The sequence below is a fragment of the Bifidobacterium sp. ESL1130 genome (genome assembly GCF_058507935.1).
The window spans coordinates 1,311,636-1,331,028 of the sequence record NZ_CP196379.1; the positions used below are offsets into that span (position 1 = coordinate 1,311,636).

Annotated in this window: 15 protein-coding genes; 8 read left to right on the forward strand and 7 right to left on the reverse strand. The window is 57.7% G+C overall.

The genetic code is table 11. The annotated features are described in order from the left end of the window. Positions 1-719: 719 nt before the first annotated feature. Positions 720-932: a zinc ribbon domain-containing protein gene (locus ACSYSO_RS05155; RefSeq protein ID WP_491701639.1), complete on the reverse strand. Its 213-nt coding sequence runs from the start codon at positions 930-932 to the stop codon at positions 720-722. A gap of 704 nt (positions 933-1,636) precedes the next feature. Then, the gene (locus ACSYSO_RS05160) at positions 1,637-2,614 is read right to left on the reverse strand and encodes a DNA-processing protein DprA (protein WP_491701640.1); all 978 of its coding nucleotides are present in this window, start codon (positions 2,612-2,614) and stop codon (positions 1,637-1,639) included. 187 nt (positions 2,615-2,801) lie between these two features. Between ACSYSO_RS05160 and ACSYSO_RS05165 the strand changes: the two genes are divergently transcribed. Both ACSYSO_RS05165 and ACSYSO_RS05170 read left to right on the forward strand, forming a co-directional pair. Further along, on the forward strand, positions 2,802-4,064 hold the full coding sequence (locus tag ACSYSO_RS05165; RefSeq protein WP_491701641.1) for an ROK family transcriptional regulator: 1,263 nt from the start codon (positions 2,802-2,804) through the stop codon (positions 4,062-4,064). 59 nt (positions 4,065-4,123) lie between these two features. Beyond that, entirely contained in the window at positions 4,124-5,062 is a 939-nt protein-coding gene (locus tag ACSYSO_RS05170) for a carbohydrate kinase family protein (protein WP_489798073.1), read from the forward strand. A gap of 184 nt (positions 5,063-5,246) precedes the next feature. Here the strand turns inward: ACSYSO_RS05170 and ACSYSO_RS05175 are convergent, their stop codons facing one another. The 5 genes from ACSYSO_RS05175 to ACSYSO_RS05195 form a co-directional block, all read right to left on the reverse strand. Then, the gene (locus ACSYSO_RS05175; protein ID WP_491701642.1) at positions 5,247-6,074 is read right to left on the reverse strand and encodes a hypothetical protein; all 828 of its coding nucleotides are present in this window, start codon (positions 6,072-6,074) and stop codon (positions 5,247-5,249) included. A 93-nt stretch (positions 6,075-6,167) separates the two neighbouring features. Further along, a complete protein-coding gene (locus ACSYSO_RS05180) occupies positions 6,168-7,334 on the reverse strand; it encodes a hypothetical protein (RefSeq protein WP_491701643.1) in 1,167 nt (388 codons plus the stop codon). Between the two features lie 109 nt (positions 7,335-7,443). Further along, a complete protein-coding gene (locus ACSYSO_RS05185; RefSeq protein ID WP_491701644.1) occupies positions 7,444-9,903 on the reverse strand; it encodes an ATP-binding cassette domain-containing protein in 2,460 nt (819 codons plus the stop codon). Positions 9,904-9,964: 61 nt separating this feature from the next. Further along, positions 9,965-10,582, reverse strand: coding sequence for an ECF transporter S component (locus tag ACSYSO_RS05190; RefSeq protein WP_491702070.1), 618 nt, complete (start codon positions 10,580-10,582; stop codon positions 9,965-9,967). A gap of 299 nt (positions 10,583-10,881) precedes the next feature. Beyond that, complete coding sequence (locus ACSYSO_RS05195) at positions 10,882-12,249, reverse strand: dipeptidase (protein ID WP_491701645.1); 1,368 nt, start codon at positions 12,247-12,249, stop codon at positions 10,882-10,884. Between the two features lie 162 nt (positions 12,250-12,411). On the opposite strand from ACSYSO_RS05195, the gene ACSYSO_RS05200 reads away from it, so the two are divergent. From ACSYSO_RS05200 to ACSYSO_RS05225, 6 genes are all read left to right on the forward strand, one after another. Continuing rightward, on the forward strand, positions 12,412-13,026 hold the full coding sequence (locus tag ACSYSO_RS05200) for a DUF3043 domain-containing protein (protein WP_491701646.1): 615 nt from the start codon (positions 12,412-12,414) through the stop codon (positions 13,024-13,026). A gap of 27 nt (positions 13,027-13,053) precedes the next feature. Further along, entirely contained in the window at positions 13,054-14,634 is a 1,581-nt protein-coding gene (locus tag ACSYSO_RS05205) for an FAD-dependent oxidoreductase (RefSeq protein WP_491701647.1), read from the forward strand. Between the two features lie 83 nt (positions 14,635-14,717). Then, on the forward strand, positions 14,718-15,512 hold the full coding sequence (locus tag ACSYSO_RS05210) for a DUF4191 domain-containing protein (protein ID WP_491701648.1): 795 nt from the start codon (positions 14,718-14,720) through the stop codon (positions 15,510-15,512). Positions 15,513-15,623: 111 nt separating this feature from the next. Then, positions 15,624-17,060, forward strand: coding sequence for a type I glutamate--ammonia ligase (glnA, locus tag ACSYSO_RS05215; RefSeq protein WP_489798059.1), 1,437 nt, complete (start codon positions 15,624-15,626; stop codon positions 17,058-17,060). 746 nt (positions 17,061-17,806) lie between these two features. Continuing rightward, complete coding sequence (locus ACSYSO_RS05220; protein ID WP_489798056.1) at positions 17,807-18,106, forward strand: hypothetical protein; 300 nt, start codon at positions 17,807-17,809, stop codon at positions 18,104-18,106. Between the two features lie 144 nt (positions 18,107-18,250). Further along, positions 18,251-19,276 carry a threonine aldolase family protein gene (locus tag ACSYSO_RS05225; protein ID WP_491701649.1) on the forward strand — a complete coding sequence of 342 codons (1,026 nt, stop codon included), beginning with the start codon at positions 18,251-18,253 and terminating at the stop codon, positions 19,274-19,276. Positions 19,277-19,393: the final 117 nt, after the last annotated feature.

Consider the following 19,393-nt stretch of genomic DNA (forward strand, 5'->3'; position numbering starts at 1 on the left):
CAACCACGCAACCACGCAGCGAAACCGACGCTCATCCAGACTAAGAGACGGCTCTGTCGCATATCCCGCACCAAACGCAACAAAACCGACGCTCACACCACCTCAGCGACGGTCCTGTCGCGCACCCTTACATCAAACGCAGCTGGACCGTCGCTCACCATATCCCAGCGACGGTCCAGCTGCACCACCACCATTCAACACAACGAAACCGTCACTCACAGTGCCCCAATGACGGTTTCGTTGCACCTCTGCACCCTCACGCACCCGAACCGACACCGATGGCGCCGACAACGACACTAAACCTGACGGCGACACTCGTTTACAGACGACTACGCAACGGTTACATCGCATCTATCACAACCAAACCGACAATGGACGCAACAAAACCGACGCTCACATCGTCTCAGCGACGGTTTCGTTGCACTTCCGCAGCTCAACGCAACCAAAACGACTGATACTCATTTACAAACGACTACAACTCACAGCTCACAAAGCATCCTACATGACGGAAACCTAGCGGCAGAACCGTCGCTGATACAGACTCAGAGACGGTTCTGCTGTGCACACCGTACCAAACGCAACGAAACCGTCGCTGATACAGACTGAACGACGGTTTTGTCACGTATCTCGCACCAAACGCAACGGAACCGTCACTCATGTTCAATCAGCGACGGTTTTGTTGCGTTAGTACTCAGATTGCCGAAGCTTCTGGCCATCAATCAGTTGCCGACGAGGAAATCAAGCATATTCATGCCCGCGTCCGTCTGCCCGCGGTACAACTCGGTGTAGCCGCAACTAGTGCAACTGACAGTGATGAACTTCTTGTTCTGCACATCAAACAGCTTGGCGAAATCTCCACCAGTGGCTTGGAACTGATCCGACACATACGTGGTGCACCCGCACTTATCACAGCGATATTGCCTCTGTTCCATGGTATTCCCGTCATGCCGTCGTATTTCGCGCCGCTTTTAGCTGCGCCCTGTTCCCATCATATAGCAATGTACGGCCCCAGTTTCTTGGGTTCAGCGAACAATCCGCCACCGACCCGCAAACCATCGCCGCCACGGCGTTCCACCTACCGGATTCAATGAACAATCCCAACGCTACGCAAGGTGTTGCACTTCTTTATTGCCCTAGGTATGCCGCGGAGTCGGTTCCGACACGGTAATTTCCCGCAAGACCACACCTTACGCCCAAAAGCCGGCACGTGTACACGATGTACATGCAGGCCTGCATGCCTACGGATCGCAGACACCTATACCCACAGGCCGGTATGCGTGGCAACGCGCACCACAATGACCACAATCGTCACGCACACCTTACGCCCGCAGGCAAGTAAGCCCAATCGGTTCTTTTCCGCCCCACAAGTACAGCACGCTTACACTCGCAGACAGGCATGGCACGAAGTTGGCGTCCGGCTGGCAGTTTCCCGCAAGACCCCACCTTACGCGCGTGAGCAGGCATTGTTTATCGTGGTCGTGTTCTACGCCATGGCGCACACACCTTACGCGCGTGAGCAGGCATGCCGTGTCGGCGTGCTCATCATCGCGGACACTATTCAGCACACGCCTTACGCGCGCAGACCGGCATGCCGCGATTGGCGGCACGATTCCTTCGCTTCGCCGTCGTTCCGTCCTCACTGCGCCCGCAGTCCGGCAAGCACTTGGTCGAGCACCTGGCTCACATCAGCCACGCTCGACACGACATATACACCCTTGCGGCCGACCATAGAAGCTCCCCACACCGTATGACGCGCCACCTCATCGCGCAGCAGCACCGGCTTGCCTTGCCGTTGCGCCAATCTTGCCTGCATACGAGCGTCAGACTGCTCGGTTGCCTCCACAATCACCGTAGCCACCGCATAGCCGCACATCGCCGCACTTCGTGCAGGGAATGTGTGACGACTGGGGCCAGTCTCAGGCCAGAACTGGGAAAGCAGTTGCCCTTCTCGCCCTATCCGCTCCTGCAGCAGCCGATTAGTCAGCGGGTAACAACGATCAATTCCTGTACCCAGAAACGCCACTGCCCTGCCGCCCAAATCCATGGCCTGCCGATGAACCTCAGCATCAACACCCACCGTCAGGCCGGCGAAGACGGTCAGACCCCGCTCAACCAGCATGCCGGTAACCGCGCGAGCAAACAGAAGGGCATCCTGAGAGGCGTTCTGAGAACCGAGCACGCACACGCCCATATCCTGTCGGTCACGCTCATTAAATCGACCACGACAGAACACGAATGGCGGTGTGTCTTCTACTTGATGCAACCGTGGCGGGTAGCGCTCATCAAGCACAGAGACAAAATCCAAGCCATGTCGATCCCATTCGGCCACCAACTGCTTCGCCTCGTCCCGAGCCTCTTCCAGACGACGGCGCCGCTCAACGTTCACCGGCACCTCGTCATCACCGAAGAGCACACCGGACTCATACTGCCCCTCACCTTCATCTTTCAGGGCAAAATGTGCAGGGTCCGCCTCGTGGTTGAACACCTCGATGGCACTACCCTGCCGCGTTATCTTTTCGGCAATTGCACTCCAAGACTCTTTTCTGCGGTCAGTCGCGTTCAGCAGCGCTACGAGCGCTGCATTTTCCTCAAGAAGCCGGGAATTTCCGGACATACTAACACTTCCTTCTTGATTTTTGATGTGACCTATCTAACCGCATACGATGTACGCAGAAGCATCCGCGACACGCCCTTGCTATACGTCATGGCAAACTTCTAATATTAACGCTGTTAACATATAGTGAGGGTTACCGCCCCAGCAGGCTCACCCGACCATGCTACACACAGAGCAAAGGAGACCTATGCCGTTCACCACGCACACCATCTCCCAAGCCTCACTTTCCGAGTCCAACCGCTCGCACACCTTACGCTACCTCTACCAGCACGGCGTCACCTCTCGCGCACAAATAGCCCGGGCGCTGAACCTCACACCGGCCGCCATCAGCAAAATCACAGCACGATTGCTGGAAAACAACATCATCGAAGAAACACAAGCACTACCTGGTTCACGCAACCGCCGCTCCGTGGGTCTGCGCTTGCGGCACGAAGCATTCCACGTCATCGGCGTCAAATTCGCCCGAAGCCTCCTGCAAATCGGAGTCTTCGACCTGCGCGGCACTCAAATTTCACTAAACAACCTGCCCACCGTCAGCAACCACACCGTGCGCCAGGCACTGAACGACGTGCACCGCACCATCGCCGCACTGCTGCGCGACGACCATTGCATCATCGCCATCGGCATGGCCGTGCCGGGCCCCTACCTGCGAGAGGCGGGACGAGCTGCATTGGTCTCATCCATGGACAGTTGGCGACAAGTCAACTTCGTGGAAGAATTCACCCATAGCTTCCCCGTACCCGTCTTCATTGAGCAGGACGCACGTGCAGGGGCGCTCGCCGAGCAGCTGTTCTCACAGCACGGCTCCCCCAGTTTGGCGTACTACCTGCTGGGCGAAGGCGTGGGCTTGGGGGTTATCGACAACGGTCACCTCATTGACGGTGCCATGGGCACTGCCACCGAGCTCGGCCATATCAGCATTGACGTGGATGGAAGGCACTGTGAATGCGGCAACCGAGGTTGCCTTGAGCAATACTGTTCGGCCGTGGCAGTGCATCGCACCCTCAATCTACGCGGCTACTGCCCCGGAATCGAGTCGATGACCCATCAGCAAGCCTGCGAACGACTGTTCACCGATGCGCAGGAAGGCCGCACAGACGCGGTCGAGCTAGTGCAAACCATTGGCACTTACGTGGGCTATGGCTGCGTCACCATCATCAACGCATTCAACCCGTCCCGGATCATTGTGGGAGACATGCTTGCCGCCGCCGGAATGCCCCTGCTGCAGGCTGCTCAACGTGTGGTCAAGGATAGAGTCATCCCCGAACTGAGGGCAGGAACGTCCATCGAACTTTCTGCTCTGCCCACCGATGCCGCAGTGAGCGGCGCGGCGGCGATCGCCATCACACAGTTTCTCAACCAGCCTTCGCGCTTTACACCGCCGGAGCGACGCGCTACGGCACGAGCTGCGCCCGGTATGTCAGCCTTTGAGGCTCAGACCTTGCCGTAAACTGTAACCAATTAAAAATTTTTAACCTGATGCAACATCACATAACCGAAAGGATCGAAATGAGCAAGCCAATCGTGCTTTCCATGGGAGAACTGCTGTGGGACATGCTGCCCAGCGGTAAGCGTGCAGGCGGCGCCCCCACCAACTTCATCTATCACGCCATGATGAACGGCTGTGACGGCTATGCCATCAGCGCAGTCGGCGAGGACACGTTGGGCGATGAACTGCTTGAAACTACTCAGAAGGCCGGTATCAAGGGAGTTATCGCTCGCAATGCATGGCCCACCGGCACCGTGGCCGTGGAGCTGGAAAACGGCATCCCCGAGTTCTCCATCATCTCGGGTGTGGCCTGGGACCACATCCCGCTCACCCGGCAGATCATCGACCTGGCGGAACAGGCAGATGCAGTGTGCTACGGCACGTTGGGCATGCGCTCCCCCGAATCGCATGACACCATCATCGAACTGCTGCACAGCACCAAGCCAGGTGCCATGAAGTTCTTCGACATCAACATTCGCGGCAACAACTACTCCAAAGAGCTCATCGAAGAGCTGCTGCAGGAATCAACTGTCTTCAAGATCAACGATGCCGAATTGCTGCTGCTCCGGGACATGTTTACCATCGAAGGCACCACTGACGAGGAAGCATGCCAGTGGTTCATCGACACCTATGGGCTGGAATATGTGATTCTGACCGGTGGCGCAACGTTCAGCACCATCGTCTCCCGCGACGGAGAGACCTCCACACTCTCCACCCCTCGCGTGGATGCCACCGACACCGTGGGTGCGGGCGATTCCTTCTCCGGCACGTTCACCGCCAAGCTGCTCACCGGTTCATCGCTTCGCGAGGCTCACAAGGCCGCGGTCAACACCTCCGCATTCGTGTGCACTCAGTCCGGAGCGTGGCCTGAGTACCCTGCGACCATGACCGACTACTTGGCACTGGCCGCGGAACGGAACGACACAGAACAGAAGATCACAGAACAGAAGGCCGAGTAGCACCTCGAGCCCTGCGGTTGTTCCGCTGCACGGATTTGGCCGGTGTCTGTTGCATGAGAGCATCAGACACCGGCCAAACCTATGGTAGTCAGCCATCACAGTCCGCCACACAGCCAACCGCACAGCGCACTGCAGGCGCAATACACAAACTGCACGTGACAGGCGCGAATCCGATGCCAAGAAGTCAGGTGAGCAGAATGTACAGCACCACCGCCACAACCAGTACTACCACAACACCCAGCAGCACCAATAGCAACTTGCGCCACCGCTTGGTCTTACGGTAGTCATCAAGCTCATCTTGCGGCACTTGGTCGATGGCCTGCTTGAGATTGCGCTTGGCCTCGTTCACATCATCCTTGTCGGACGTGCTCTCGTCCAAGGCTCGCTTGGCATCCTGCACACCGGCGGTGTTACCTCTGCTTCGTGCAATTTCCTCATTCGCCTCGTTCAACCTCTGCTGATTCTCGCCGGCTCTACGAGTCACATTCGCAGCTGCTTCACCTATGGCATCTGCATAGTCCCTTGCCTCTTTGGCCTTATCGGGATTGCATTGCAACATCATCACATTGCTCGACGTTTTCAATGAAATGAACAGGTTCCGACTTTCGGCGGCGCCCGTCCCACTGGCATCCCGTGTGCCGCCATCCTGCTCGATATCACCGGACGACTTGGTGCTGACGCCATCGGGATCGGCAACCACCGTATAGGTGCTACCTGCAGCATTAACTTCGATGCTCATGCCTTCTTCCAGAACCAACGAGGTCTTGCCCTGCTCGATATGATCCCAATATAGTTTTGACCCACCGAATGAAGCCAATGGTTTTCCGATGCGATCTTTCTCATCTTCAAGCGCCTTCTCGGCCGATTTGATGTCCTTGCGATAGGTCTTCTGCGCTTTTTTCAGCGCTGACTTCGCCGAAGACGTAGCCTCCTCATATTCCGACTGGGCGTCGTTATAGGCTTTGTCAGCCTCTTCCATGTCCATGATCTCTTGGGACTTGTCGCTGGCCATGATTGCCTCCTCGCGTGCATATCATAATGTAATCTAAGTCACACTTTTATGATACCTCGCCAGGATGCTCCGCGTTTAGCGAATACCGGAATTTCAGCCTTGCCAATGTCCCGACATGCACAATAACTTGCCATCGGCGGACGTCTTGCCCTCAGAAGTGCACGCCTGCCCGGATTGCGGAGCAATGGACGCTTGCGGTGCCGGCACTGCGGCAGAATCGTTGCTGCGCACCTGAGGTGCCGTCGCACTTGGAGAAGATTGCTGCGACTGCGCCCCTGCCCCCTGCTCCTGAGTCGGAGTCTGCGGCTGTTCGTTCTGTGCCTGAGGCTGAGCCGGTTGCGGATTTTGGCTCTGATCGCCCTGCTGCGGTGTTTGCGCGGATTGCTGTTGCGCCTGCTTGCTCAAGTTCGCAAGCTGCGCTTGCATGCTGGCCAGACTATCCCGCGAATTTTGCAGTTCACGCTCGGTTTTCATATATTGCGCGTTCAGATCTTTGTATTCCTGCGACTTCTTGGGGTGACTGCTGCCAGCGCATGAGCCGATACCAAAACCGATGGCGAGCACCAGGGCCAGCACCAGTACCACTTTCCACCTGCGCGGTTTTGCCGTTTGTACAGCACTCCGCTCACCTGCGGCATTTGGTTGCCGCCGTACAGCACGACGACTGTCATTCCCCGCTGGATTCGCTGCGCTCGGGGTGTTCTTGGACCGTTGGTCAGCCTTGGTGTGCTTATGTCCTTGCCTGTGCTTCAACTGGCTCGAACGCTCATGTTCCGGATTATTGTGCCGTGCTGCACCAGTTGACATGCTCGATGGCGGAACGGCACTCGCCGTAGCCGCGCCCGATGCTGTTGGCACTGGCTCGGAGGGATATGGAGAGACGACACTGGGGGTGGTCGCAGGAGCAGGTTTCACCGCGCCGGTTCCGAGCGGCACCGTCACAGGATTCGCTACAGGCGCCGAGGTCTGGCCTGTATAAGATGGCTGAACGGGATTTGCAGTGTTGCCATAGGGCGTTTCCATAGCATAGGGTTGAGTCTGTGGCGCGTTCTGCGCCGAAGGAACCATGGCGGCTGGCAATCCCAACGACGCCTGTTTACGCCGCTTGTCTTCAGCACGTTCTGCGGCAGCACGCTGCACCATGGCTTGCAATTCGGCCTCTACGACAGGATTGAGCGGCGCCTCTGCGGGCAGCTCACCGTTGGGGTACAGTGAGGGCCCGTCAATATTGCTTGACTGCGGCATATCCGTCTCGGACATTTTCTCTTCCCCTCATTGATGGCATATACATTGGCAATCTTAGACGAAGGCAAGGTCAGAGTCGCATAATATTCGCCGGTATACATCACAGACAGCCCGCATGCGAGCATCACCCTCCAAAGAAAACGAAGGTGCCTGCCGCCCAAGCCGCAAGCAGCGCCACCACCGGAACAGCGAAACACCCGAGAGCAAACATATGGTCTCGTCTATGCACCTGGCTGACCCGGGCATGGGTACGAATCGTTTCACCACCAAATCCACGAGCCTCCATAGCCACCGACAGCGTAGTGGAACGCCTGATGGAAAGCACGATGAGTGCAAATGCCTGAGGGAAAAACGCTTTGATTTTATTGTCGTCGCCCAATCCCCGCGAGCGCCGCGACGCGGTAAGCGCAGCCCAGTCGTCGCGCAGCACGGAGAACATGCGCATGCCTGCCAGCCCACCGTAGACGAATCGATCCGGCAGATGCAGCACTTGACTGAGCGAATCCGCCAAGTCGGTGGCGTCAATGCCGAGCATGGCGATAACCGCCGGTACACCAATCGCCAGCACTCGCAGACCGGTGGCCAGCGCCAGCGTGGCAGAGCGTTCGGTGATGTTGATCATGCCCCAGTGCCACCACAGTGCCCCTCCTTCTTTGCCGTATAGCAGCACTGCGAGTGCCGATCCAGGGGCTCCGATGAACACGGGCCATGTGTGGCGTACCACGGTCCAAGGTTTAAATCCCATGGCCAACAACGCCACGAACTCCAACCCGAGCGCCACCAGAGCCGATACCCAGTCGAGGCTGAGCAACATGGGCAGAGAGACCAGGAACCCGCCTATCATGCGCCAAGCCGGGTTGAGGGAGGCAAGAAATCGTGAACGACTGGACGGCTTTTCCTCCTCGCTCCGGTCGTTGACGGAGCTGACTGTCACCTGTTCATCGGAGGGAATCGCTGTCTCGTGTACTGCTTGTGCAGGTGCGTGCGATGCGGGCGCACTGGCCAGTTCTACGACGCGCGCCCCCAGCGCCGTGACCAAATCACGGTCATGCGTGATGACGATGATACTCACACCGTCGGCACGCAACGATTGGATGAGTTCGGCTATGCGCATCCAGGTAACCCGATCCTGCCCGAAGGTCGGTTCGTCCAAAATCACCACTTTCGGAGCTGCCGCCAAAGCGGAGGCTACCGTGAGACGGCGTTTTTCACCACCGGAAAGCGTGTAGGGGTTGGCATTGGCGTGTGCGGACAGACCGAAGCGTTCCAGCAGACCTTCTGCGAGCGCTGTTGCATGATCTGGCTCAACGCCGGTGCGAACAGGGCCAAGCTTGACTTCTTCGAGCACGCTGCCGGTGGCGAATTGGTGTTCGGGATTTTGGAATACGTAGGAGATGCGCGCCGCCAGCTGTGCCGATGACCATTGATACGGTTGTGCGCTTGCCGTTCCGGCTTGCAGGGAAGGTGAGGCTTCGACAGTGCCGTCCACTGGTTCAAGCAGCCCGGCCAGTGTGAGTGCAAGCGTTGATTTGCCGGCACCATTATGGCCCACGATGGCAGTGATCTGCCCAGTGGAGAACTCTAGGTTGATATGGCTGGCGATGGCGTTGCCGTTGCGTCCCACTGCCAAGTCGTGGGTACTCAGCACCACATCGCCGCTGCCTTGAGCCGGATCAGTGCCGGGTTCACCCTCCACATGTATGCGTTTCACCTCGTCTTCGGGTCTGCGCCAACGCTGCGGCACCCAGATGCCCAATGATGCAAAGTCCACGTCCTTGCGCGTGAACACCTCCTGGGGGGTGCCGTCCGCCAGCACCACTGCGCGGGAACCCTGTTCTTGGTCATGCTCCTTGCCCAGCACCACCACACGGTTCACTGTGTCTATCCACGGGTCGACGCGATGTTCCACCAGCACCATTGTGGCACCGGTGGTTTCCAACACTCGAGCGACTGATTGCACAGTCTGTTCCACGCCTGCGGGATCAAGGTTGGCGGTCGGTTCGTCCAACAGTAAGGCACGCGGGTGCATGGCCAGCGCACCGGCCAGCGCCAGCCTCTGCATCTGACCGCCACTCAAATGTGCTGATGAGCGATGCAGTTGCAGGCCTTCGAGCCCGGTGTCCGCCATACTACGACGTACTCGTTCCCAAATCTCGTCGCGCGGCACACCCATGTTCTCCGGTCCGAAGGCCACGTTGTCACCGATGCGTTCGAAAACAGCCTGTGCCTCGGGGTCTTGCAACACCAGTCCTACCGCACCTCGTGCCTGCACTGCAGGTACTCCGTCCACCAGTACTGCGCCTTGCGAGATGCCCCCTTCGCTGTCTTCCTCACCGTTGACGGCCCCGGCTCCGAGTAGTCCTGCCACAGCTTCCAGCATCGTCGATTTTCCGATGCCGGAAGCTCCCAGCAGCAGCACCCGTTCACCGGCGGAGATGGTGAGGTTCAGACCTTGGAGCGTGAACCTGCTTCTCGAGGCATGCCGATACCCCCAGTTCTCGAAGCGTATGGACGCACCCGGCCGCGCCCCAGACCGCGCTGTGCCTGCACCGGCCGATTGTTCCGGTTCCACGCTCGTGTTCATGCGATTCTCCCCATATCCTCCGCTGCCTTCTTCACCTCACCGTTCTCCGAGTTGCCGTGACTTATGCGTTCACGTTGTGCACTGCACGACCGGACGCGAACTTGTCGAGCGCCCCGGTGGCAGCGATGGCGCGATAGAGATACCACATGAGCGTGCCTGCAATCAATGCGCCGGCAATAAGCGTGGAAACCAAGTTCCAGATACCATAGGCACCGGTGATGGAGAAGCCTTGCATGTGGGTAAAGAACACGTACAGCCAGCAAGCCAGTCCTGACACCGCCCCGGACAGGGTGGTAAGCGCCACATTCCAAACCCGGTAACGAGTCAGCGCAAACACGAGTTCCGCGCCTATTCCTTGCGCCAATGCTATCGCCACAGTCCCTAGACCGCCCCACACGTTGCCGAAGAACGCTTCGAGCACAGCTGCCACAATTTCAGCGTAGAGACCAGCACCCGGTTTGCGTACGATGACGAGTGCCAGAGGTCCGGCGAACAGCCAGAAACCGTTCATGAACCCGTCAAGCCCCGGCACCAGAGCGGTCAATGGTGCGGCGATCGGACTGTACAACAGGGCCGCAGCCCAGTAGATGAGCGAGCTGACCACTCCTACGGCCGAAGCCACGGCGATATCGACTACGCGCCAGCGCAGACTCGCGGGGGCTGGAGCAGGAGAAACCATTGCGGTCGCTTCGGATGAATCCGACATAGATGATGACATGATGTGTGCCTTCCCGGGATCACTGTATTTCAGCGCACCCAAGGCACGGGAAAAGAGACGTCCGTGCGCCAGCATTATCTGGACTCACGTTCATTCGGTCGAGGTAACCCTCATCTCAGCCGCGCATCACAACATCCATCCTACAGAAAGACTCAACGAGTAATCGTGTTGCGCAGCCCCCGTGTCACCGCCCACTGTACGGCAAGGGTAGGATTGACGGCAACCGATGCCGTACAGCGTTGCGGAAAGCCGGTTTACGTTCAGCTGGCGAGCTTGTCCAGAATCAGCGCTTCGGTCACAATGTTGCGTTCCAACGCCGGCAGGCTAATGGACTCATTGGGGCTGTGGGCATTGGCTTTCGGGTCTTCCGGACCGGTGACAAGCACCTGCGCCGCGGGGAACAAGCGCTGCAACTCGGGAATGAAGGGAATCGACCCGCCTTCACCCTTGTTGACCGGCTCGGTACCGAACGCCTCACGCATTGCTTCGAGCGCGTCCTGAGTGGCCTGCGCCTGAGGATCCATGCTCCAACCCATGCCGGCGTCCAACGGGGTGACTTCCACTTCTGCACCGAAGGGCGCATGCTCCTTCAGGAAGCGAGAGACGGCCTCTTGGGCTTCTTCGGGTCGCTGTGAGGGAGCCGTGCGCACGGAGAGACGGAAGCGGGTCTGATCGGCGATCACATTGAACGAACCATCCACCGGGTGGGCGTCGAACCCGATCACCGAAACGCTGGGCTTGGTCCACAGACGGGAAGCCAACGAACCTGTTCCGGCCAAACGGTAGGAGTCCACCACAGCGGCATCGGCACGCACACTGGACTCCTCGAGGTCACGTTGCAGTCCGCCGACCGGGTCCCCGCCTTCCAGCCCGTCGATGACCAGCGATCCGTCCTGGTCATACATGGAGGCTATCAGCATGGACGCCAAGGTGTTGGCATCGAGGATTGGACCGCCGAACTGGCCGGAATGCACCGGATGTCCCAGTACACGCACGCGCACGTCCAAGTCGGTGTTGCCGCGCAGGCTGGTGGTGAGGCTGGGAATCTCAGTTGACCAGTTGCCCGAATCAGCGACGATGATGACGTCGGAATCAAACTCTTCACGATGGGCCTCAATGAAGGGAATGAAGCTCGGCGACCCCATCTCCTCCTCACCTTCGATGAACACTTTGCTGTTGACACCCAGATCGTCCCCCAACGCTTTGAGCGCGCCGGAGTGAATGGCGATGCCGCCGCCGTCATCCGCCGAGCCGCGGCCATAGAGCCTTCCGTCCACCTCGGTGGCGGTGAACGGATCGGTGTCCCACGCGCTGACATCAGGCACAGGCTGTACATCGTGGTGGGCATACAGCAGCACGGTAGGTGCTTGCGGGTCGACGAGCTTGGAACCGACCACCTCGAACGCGCCCGGCGTGCCATCGGGGTTCTGAGACTGAATCACCTTGGCATCCACACCCACCAGTTTCAGTTCATCAGCCACAAATTGCGCGGAACGACGCATATGCTCGGCGGTAATGCCGTTGGCGGACACGGATTGCATCGCCACTTTTCGGCTCAGCATGTCCACCACCCGTTCGAAATCAGAAGCTACCCTGGATTGCACCGTCTGTGTACTCAATGTGCTCATACTGTATTCCTCATTCCTCACTGTCGAAAGCGAATGCGAGCCGCGTGTACGGCATCTGCCGCAGGCACGCAAGCTGAGCAAGACACTTGCGTAGCGTCAAAACCCAGTCGTCAGGCGGTCAAACCACCTACTCGCGTCTAGGCGTCACCGTAACCTGCAAGCATGACATGGAACCCATTCGCCAAGAAGAACGAGGCCGCCGAGGAAGGCGTGCAAGCAAGCGAGAACACCACCACGCGCAGCACAAGCAAAGGTAAACCCACACCCAAGCGCCGCGACGCGCAGGCCAAGAACTTGCACCCTCTGGTTCCCAAGGATCGCAAAGCCGACTCCAAGGCCGAGAAGGCACGCGTCAGGGCCCGCGAGGACGCCGAATATGAGGCCATGCGCACCGGTGATGTCTCGAAGATGCCGCGCAGCGAACGTCTTCCATGGCGTATCTATATTCGCGACTATGTGGATGCCCGGTTCAACATCGGCGAGTTCTTCATTCCGGTGATGTTTGTCGCCCTGATCCTCAGCTGGATTGCCATGGCCAAGTCCACGGCGCTTTCCTACGGCATTGTAATGGCGCTCTACGTATACATCCTGGTCGGCATTGTCGATATTTTCATCATGTGGCGCGGTTTGAAGAAGAAACTTATCGCCAAGTACGGTGAACGTTCCGTAGCCAAAGGCATGCGTTCGTGCAGCTATGCGTGGAGTCGCGCCATTCAGCTGCGCCGCTGGCGCATTCCCAAGCCCACTTCGAAGAAGCGTGGCAACTGGCCCAAGTAACCCGCCGCGCCAACTTGTGGAGGCACTATGACAGCACCGAATTGCACCAGCAATAATACGTTCGACATTGTGGTGATCGGTGGTGGCCCGGGAGGCTACTCCACCGCCTTGCGTGCCAGCGAGTTGGGACACTCCGTCGCCTTGGTCGAGCGCGATCGCACGCTGGGAGGGGTATGTCTGAACCGCGGTTGCATTCCCTCCAAGGCACTGATCACCGCCACTCATGCCATGACCGAGATACGCGACAGCGAACGCATGGGTATCCGCGCCACGTTGGAGAAAGTCGATGCAGACCGGCTTCGTGCCTACCAACAAGAGATGGTCACTTCGATGACACAAGGCGTGCAATCCTTACTGTCTGCACGCAACGTAACCGTCATACACGGCATAGCAAGCATTGCCGAGACGGGTGTGGTGCTGGTACAGCAAGGCGAGGAGACGGCCGACAAGCAGGGGCAGGTTGGCGTCAGTAGCGTAAACGACACGACAATCAATGCAAACAGTGCAGACAGCACAAGCGGCAATATCTCCGACGGAAAATATGCGACATCTGGAGCGCGGCACACGCTGGAGTTGCATGCTTCCGATATCGTGCTTGCCACCGGTTCGCGCCCCCAACCGTTTCCAGCGGCTCCCTTCGGCGGCGCCGTCATCGACTCGACGCAGGCACTCAACGCGATTCCCTTCCCCCGCAGCGCCGTCGTCATCGGCTCGGGTGCGGTAGCGGTCGAGTTCGCTTCGATGTGGAACCAGGCCGGTGTGGACGTCACCATGCTCATTCGCGGCGAGCGTGTGCTGTCAGGTTGGCACCGACGTACCTCGCTTACGCTGACCCGTGCTTTGAGCAAGTCAGGAATAACCGTCCTCCCCCACACTGCCGTAACATCCGCCTCTACGGACGATTCCAGCGGTGAGGCCGTCATACACTACCGCAGCAACCGCGAGACCGACGAGTCTTCCGAGCTTGAGCTGCGTGCGCAGACCGCGCTTGTGGCCATCGGCCGCACCCCCGTAACCGGTATGGAGTGGCTCAACCAAGCCGGTGTTACCCGTAACGAGGACGGCACAGTGATTACCGACAAACTCGGGCACACCAACGCCCCGCACGTTTGGGCGGTGGGAGATATTACGAGTGGCCCTTCACTCGCCTATCGTGCCTATGAGCAAGGCATCATCGTCGCCGAAACCATCGCAGGTCTCTGCCCCAAACCCCTCGACGACCGCACCGTGCCGCAAGTGGTGTTCAGCACTCCGGAAGCGGCAAGTGTGGGACTGACACTGGACGATGCCGAAAGAAACGGTTTCGTTGATGCCAGAGAGACGGTATACCCGGTGATGGGCAACGCTCGCATGCGCATGAGCGACGCTGCTGGATCCATGGCGCTGATTTCCGGCGCGCTCCCCGAAATGCCAGATGTTCCGGTGGTGTTGGGAGTGCACATGGTAGCGCCCGGCGCTTCGGATCTGATAGCCGAAGCCGAGCAGCTGGTGGGCAACCGCATACCGGTGAGCCAAGCTGCAAGACTGATCCACCCGCATCCCACGTTCAGTGAAATGCTTGGGGAAACGCTGCTGAAAGCCGATGGCAGACCGCTACACACCCGTTAGCAGTTCAAACCCCATACAGTCTGCGCTGCTGGTAGGATGAGGGCATCGCACGTACGAGTAACACCCACGAAGTGAGGAAGTTGATGGCTAAAGAGAAGAAGCCAACCGAGAAGAAGGACAAAGGCCCCAAGATCATCAGGCAGATCACGCAAATCTACCAATATACGCATGCCGATGACAAGGCTTTGCCATGGCTGCTGGCAGCGGTATTCGTCGCGCCGCTGATTGTGATCGTCGTTGCCGGGCTGCTTCTGCACTGGGGCTGGCTCATCTGGGTTCTTATGATTATCATGGCAGTGATGCTGGGCATGCTCTTTGCCACCATGACGCTCACTCGCCGCGCCGACAGGGTCGGATATGTAAGGCTTGAGGGACAGCCCGGTGCAGCCGTCGCCGTGCTTGGCAACATCAACAAGGCCGGATATAGCTTCCCTGAGCAGCCGGTGTGGATTGACCGCAAAACCAAAGATTCAATCTGGCGCGGCACTGGGTACAACGGTATCTATCTGCTGGCCGAAGGTGAATCCGGCAGCGTCCGGCGAGAACTCGACCGTCAGGAGCATGCCATCAAAGGCGTGACCGCCGGCTCTTCAATTCCTGTCTACCGCATCATTGTCGGTACCGGTGAAGGCCAGGTACGACTCAAGAACCTACGGCGAGTGGTGCTCAAATCCAAGACGCGCGTGCCCAGCGGCCACAAGAGCGCCATCATGCGTAAACTGCATCCTACCAGCCGTTTCCTGCTCACGCGTGAGGAACTCAACGTGCTCAACGAGCGCCTGCGCACTCTGCAACGCAAGCAGGGCTTAGGCATTCCCAAGGGCATCGACCCCACCCATCCGCAGCACATGAGCCGGCGGGCCATGCGTGGCAAGTAAATCGGCGCACACTTACGAAACACGTTCGTAACATGAGGAACAAAGCGCCGAAACGCCACGCTTTACACTGGTAGGTAATTGGTTCACTCACCCAAGGAAAGGAGCGGTCCATTGACTGCACTTGAAACCAAGGAAGATCTCGAGGCCCTCGTCAATGCCGAAGGGGCAGAATACATTTCGGTACGGTTTACCGATCTGGTCGGCAGCCAGCAGCACTTCACCGTTCCCGCAAGCGAGTTCCTGGAGAACGCATTCACCGACGGCGAGCCCTTCGACGGATCCTCCATCCGCGGGTTCCAGTCCATCGACGACTCCGACATGAAGCTCGTGCCAGACGTCTCCACCGCTTATGTCGATCCGTTCCGCAAGCACAAGACCATCGTCGTCACCCATTCCGTGGTGACCCCCGTAACCATGGAGCCCTACTCGCGCGACCCGCGCCAGGTGGCAGCCAAGGCAGAAGCCTATCTCAAGGCCTCTGGTGTGGCAGACACCGCCTGCTTCGCTCCGGAACCCGAGTTTTTCATCTTCGACTCGGTGCGCTACGAGAACTCCATGGGCCGTTCCTTCTACCAGATTGAATCCAACGAAGCCCCATGGAACACCGGCCGCGAAACCGAAACCGACGGCACGCCGAACATCGGGTTCAAGAACACGGTCAAGGGCGGATACTTCCCCCCTGCCCCGCAGGACCACAACCAGGATCTGCGCGACGACATGGTCGCCAACCTGCAGCAGGCAGGCATGACGTTGGAACGCTCTCACCACGAGGTGGGCGGCGCAGGCCAGCAGGAGATCAACTACCGTTTCAGCACACTGCTGCACGCCGGCGACGACCTGATGAAGTACAAGTACATTGTGCATGAGACCGCCGCCGAGGCAGGCAAGGCCGTCACGTTCATGCCCAAGCCCATCGCGGGAGACAACGGCACCGGAATGCACTGCCACCAGTCCTTGTGGAAGGACGGCAAGCCGCTGTTCTACGACGAGAACGGCTACGGCGGACTGTCCGACATTGCCCGTTGGTACATTGGCGGCATCATCAAGCACGCCTCCTCGGTGCTTGCATTCACCAATCCGTCACTCAACTCCTACAAGCGCCTAGTGCCCGGATATGAAGCGCCCACCAACTTGGTGTACTCCGCTCGCAACCGTTCGGCTGCCATCCGTATCCCGTTCGCCGGTACCTCGCCTTCGGCAAAGCGCATCGAGTTCCGCGTGCCCGATCCTTCGGCGAACCCGTACCTGGCCTTCTCCGCTCAGCTCATGGCCGGCCTGGACGGTGTGATCAACCACATCGAGCCGCCGGCTCCGGTTGACAAGGACATCTACGAGCTGCCGCCCGAAGAACTGCAGGGTATGAAGCACGTGCCGGCATCCCTCGGCGAGGCGTTGGATGCGTTGGAAGAAGACAACGACTTCCTCACCGCCGGCGATGTGTTCACTCCCGACCTGCTGCAGGCGTGGATTGACCTGAAGCGCGGAGAGATCGATCAGCAGCGTCTGGCCCCCACCCCGCTGGAGTATCAGCTCTACTTCAACTGCTGAGGCTTAAGCTTCACATTTCGGCATATTGGCTGGTGCCTGCTGCTCTGCAGCAGGCACCAGCCTTTTCATTTTTGCAGCATTAAAAATTGCTAGTTGCAGTAAGCACGGCGTGAGTGACAGGCTTGCCGTTGTTTAAAGGTCTTACGAGTCTTCACACAACCGGCAAGACGGCATCTATATCAGAAAACGGAATCACCAGCGAGAACTGAACTTTCCGATGTACCAAAACCAGACAACATATAACGCACACCATATATTTGAATAATTCCAGCATTATATGCTTTGCAAATAAATAATTTCTGGTATGCTTAATAGCAGCCTTCATGATAACGGTTTTACCTTTACTCTTGCTAGGCTATCTAACTCACAACCAATTAAGGATAATGAAGTGAAAAAAAACAGGATTCATCGTAGCTATAGCTACTGTACTATGTCTCTCTACTCCATCTTCAGCAATGGCTGGCACCATAACACCATCACACAACGAAGTTGCTGAGACTTCCTCATATTCTCTGTCAATAAGCACCATGCAAGGCAATGACGCTCAAATCGGGCCTCGCTACATAAGACCAATCCTCGATTACAGTAAAGTGAGAAGAGTCCTCAATTCATACAATGAATGCGAACGAATAAGAAAACAGCAATACAGGTATGCCAAAGCGGCTTACTGCGTCCCTAATGCAATTACAGGGGTAGCTTATCTGGTAGTTTGGAACTGATTGAGATAGAACACTCTCCCGTTGTAGGTGGCGAAGATTCGTATTCTTCGCCACCTACACGGTTTAGCAAGAAAGCAGCACTCGGCCATGTCACAGGAAGAAGTATTCATAGAGGCCTTGCAGTTTCTTCAAGCAGCCTATACCCAAACACCATATACACAGAATTATGTCTCCTCAATACTGGACTTTGTGGAACAATCCCATACTCAGGATGCTGAAGAGTTAAAAAGACTTCAAACGCAGTATATCCTAGACACGATTTCTCTCCTCAACTTTTTTGAGCTACGGCTTAATGCACTAGAGAACGGCGATCCCGCCCCCAGATAGCTGGAGCACTCGAAGCCGCGGCTGCAATAATGCTCGCATTCTCAGCAGAACAGGAAGAAACTAACAATTTTGTGGCCCAGGTTCGCAGACTCTGCGTTAGACTGAGGCTGTCCGGTCTGACATCAAGAGGAGCGATCTTATAGCATGCTGAATTTCGTCAACGACTACTGCGAGGCCGCGCATCCGGCAATTTTACAGCGCATCGAAGAGACCAATTTCGAGCAGCTGCCCGGCTACGGCTCCGACCATTACTGTGACGAAGCCAAAGCGAAGATTCGCAAAACATGCAATGCCCCGGACGCTGACATATGGTTCATGGTGGGCGGTACACAGACCAACCAGACCGTCATCGACTGCATCACTCCCGCATGGGCCGGCGTGGTGGCGGCCGACAGCGGACATGTCAACGTGCACGAGGCCGGAGCCATCGAATTCTCTGGTCACAAGGTGCTCACAGTGCCGAGCCACGAAGGCAAGATGGATGCGCGCGAGCTCGACCGGTTCTGCGCCGATTTCTACGCCGACGGCAACCACACCCATATGGTCTTCCCCGGCTGCGTCTACGTTTCTCAGTCCACCGAATACGGCACGCTCTACACCAAAGCCGAACTTGAATCCATTGCGGAGGTCGCCCACAAATACGACATGCCGCTCTTTCTGGATGGAGCGCGCTTGGGGTACGCATTAGCGGCAGAAGGCAACAATCTCAGTCTTGAAGATATCGCCAGCATCGTGGACGTATTTTACATCGGCGGCACCAAAGTAGGAGCATTGTTCGGCGAGGCGGTCGTATTCACCAAAGGCAACACCCCGAACCATTTCCTCACCCAAATCAAGCAGCATGGCGCGCTGCTTGCCAAGGGTTGGCTGCTCGGACTGCAGTTTGACACACTGTTCACCTACGATCTGTACACCCGCATCGCCGCGAACGCTGACGAACAGGCCGACCGTATCCGCAAAGCATTGCGAAACAAAGGCTATCAGATTGTTTTCGAGAACCACACGAACCAGACTTTCATAGTTATGGATCAGCCAACCATAGAACGTCTATCGCGCAACGTGAACTTCGATTTTGTCACCAAATACAGCGATACGCACACCATTATGCGCATCTGCACTAGTTGGGCAACCACAGCCGAACACGTGGATCAGCTTATCGACCTGCTGTAGCCAGGCATGACTGACTGCGCCACAAAGACGCATACGCATGCTTCGGCTCGAGACCATGCTCCCATCCATGCCACACTTTATGATTGAGCATTACCAGCCGGCACCGCCGGCACCATA

Bases quoted from the DNA above. Each gene is read 5' to 3' on its own strand.
- ACSYSO_RS05205 (WP_491701647.1), top strand. From the start codon at position 13,054: ATGACAGCACCGAATTGCACCAGCAATAATACGTTCGACATTGTGGTG.
- ACSYSO_RS05195 (WP_491701645.1), bottom strand. From the start codon at position 12,249: ATGAGCACATTGAGTACACAGACGGTGCAATCCAGGGTAGCTTCTGAT.
- ACSYSO_RS05160 (WP_491701640.1), bottom strand. From the start codon at position 2,614: ATGTCCGGAAATTCCCGGCTTCTTGAGGAAAATGCAGCGCTCGTAGCG.
- ACSYSO_RS05170 (WP_489798073.1), top strand. From the start codon at position 4,124: ATGAGCAAGCCAATCGTGCTTTCCATGGGAGAACTGCTGTGGGACATG.
- ACSYSO_RS05225 (WP_491701649.1), top strand. From the start codon at position 18,251: ATGCTGAATTTCGTCAACGACTACTGCGAGGCCGCGCATCCGGCAATT.
- ACSYSO_RS05165 (WP_491701641.1), top strand. From the start codon at position 2,802: ATGCCGTTCACCACGCACACCATCTCCCAAGCCTCACTTTCCGAGTCC.
- ACSYSO_RS05190 (WP_491702070.1), bottom strand. From the start codon at position 10,582: ATGGTTTCTCCTGCTCCAGCCCCCGCGAGTCTGCGCTGGCGCGTAGTC.
- ACSYSO_RS05200 (WP_491701646.1), top strand. From the start codon at position 12,412: ATGACATGGAACCCATTCGCCAAGAAGAACGAGGCCGCCGAGGAAGGC.
- ACSYSO_RS05210 (WP_491701648.1), top strand. From the start codon at position 14,718: ATGGCTAAAGAGAAGAAGCCAACCGAGAAGAAGGACAAAGGCCCCAAG.
- ACSYSO_RS05185 (WP_491701644.1), bottom strand. From the start codon at position 9,903: ATGAACACGAGCGTGGAACCGGAACAATCGGCCGGTGCAGGCACAGCG.
- ACSYSO_RS05155 (WP_491701639.1), bottom strand. From the start codon at position 932: ATGGAACAGAGGCAATATCGCTGTGATAAGTGCGGGTGCACCACGTAT.
- ACSYSO_RS05180 (WP_491701643.1), bottom strand. From the start codon at position 7,334: ATGTCCGAGACGGATATGCCGCAGTCAAGCAATATTGACGGGCCCTCA.
- ACSYSO_RS05175 (WP_491701642.1), bottom strand. From the start codon at position 6,074: ATGGCCAGCGACAAGTCCCAAGAGATCATGGACATGGAAGAGGCTGAC.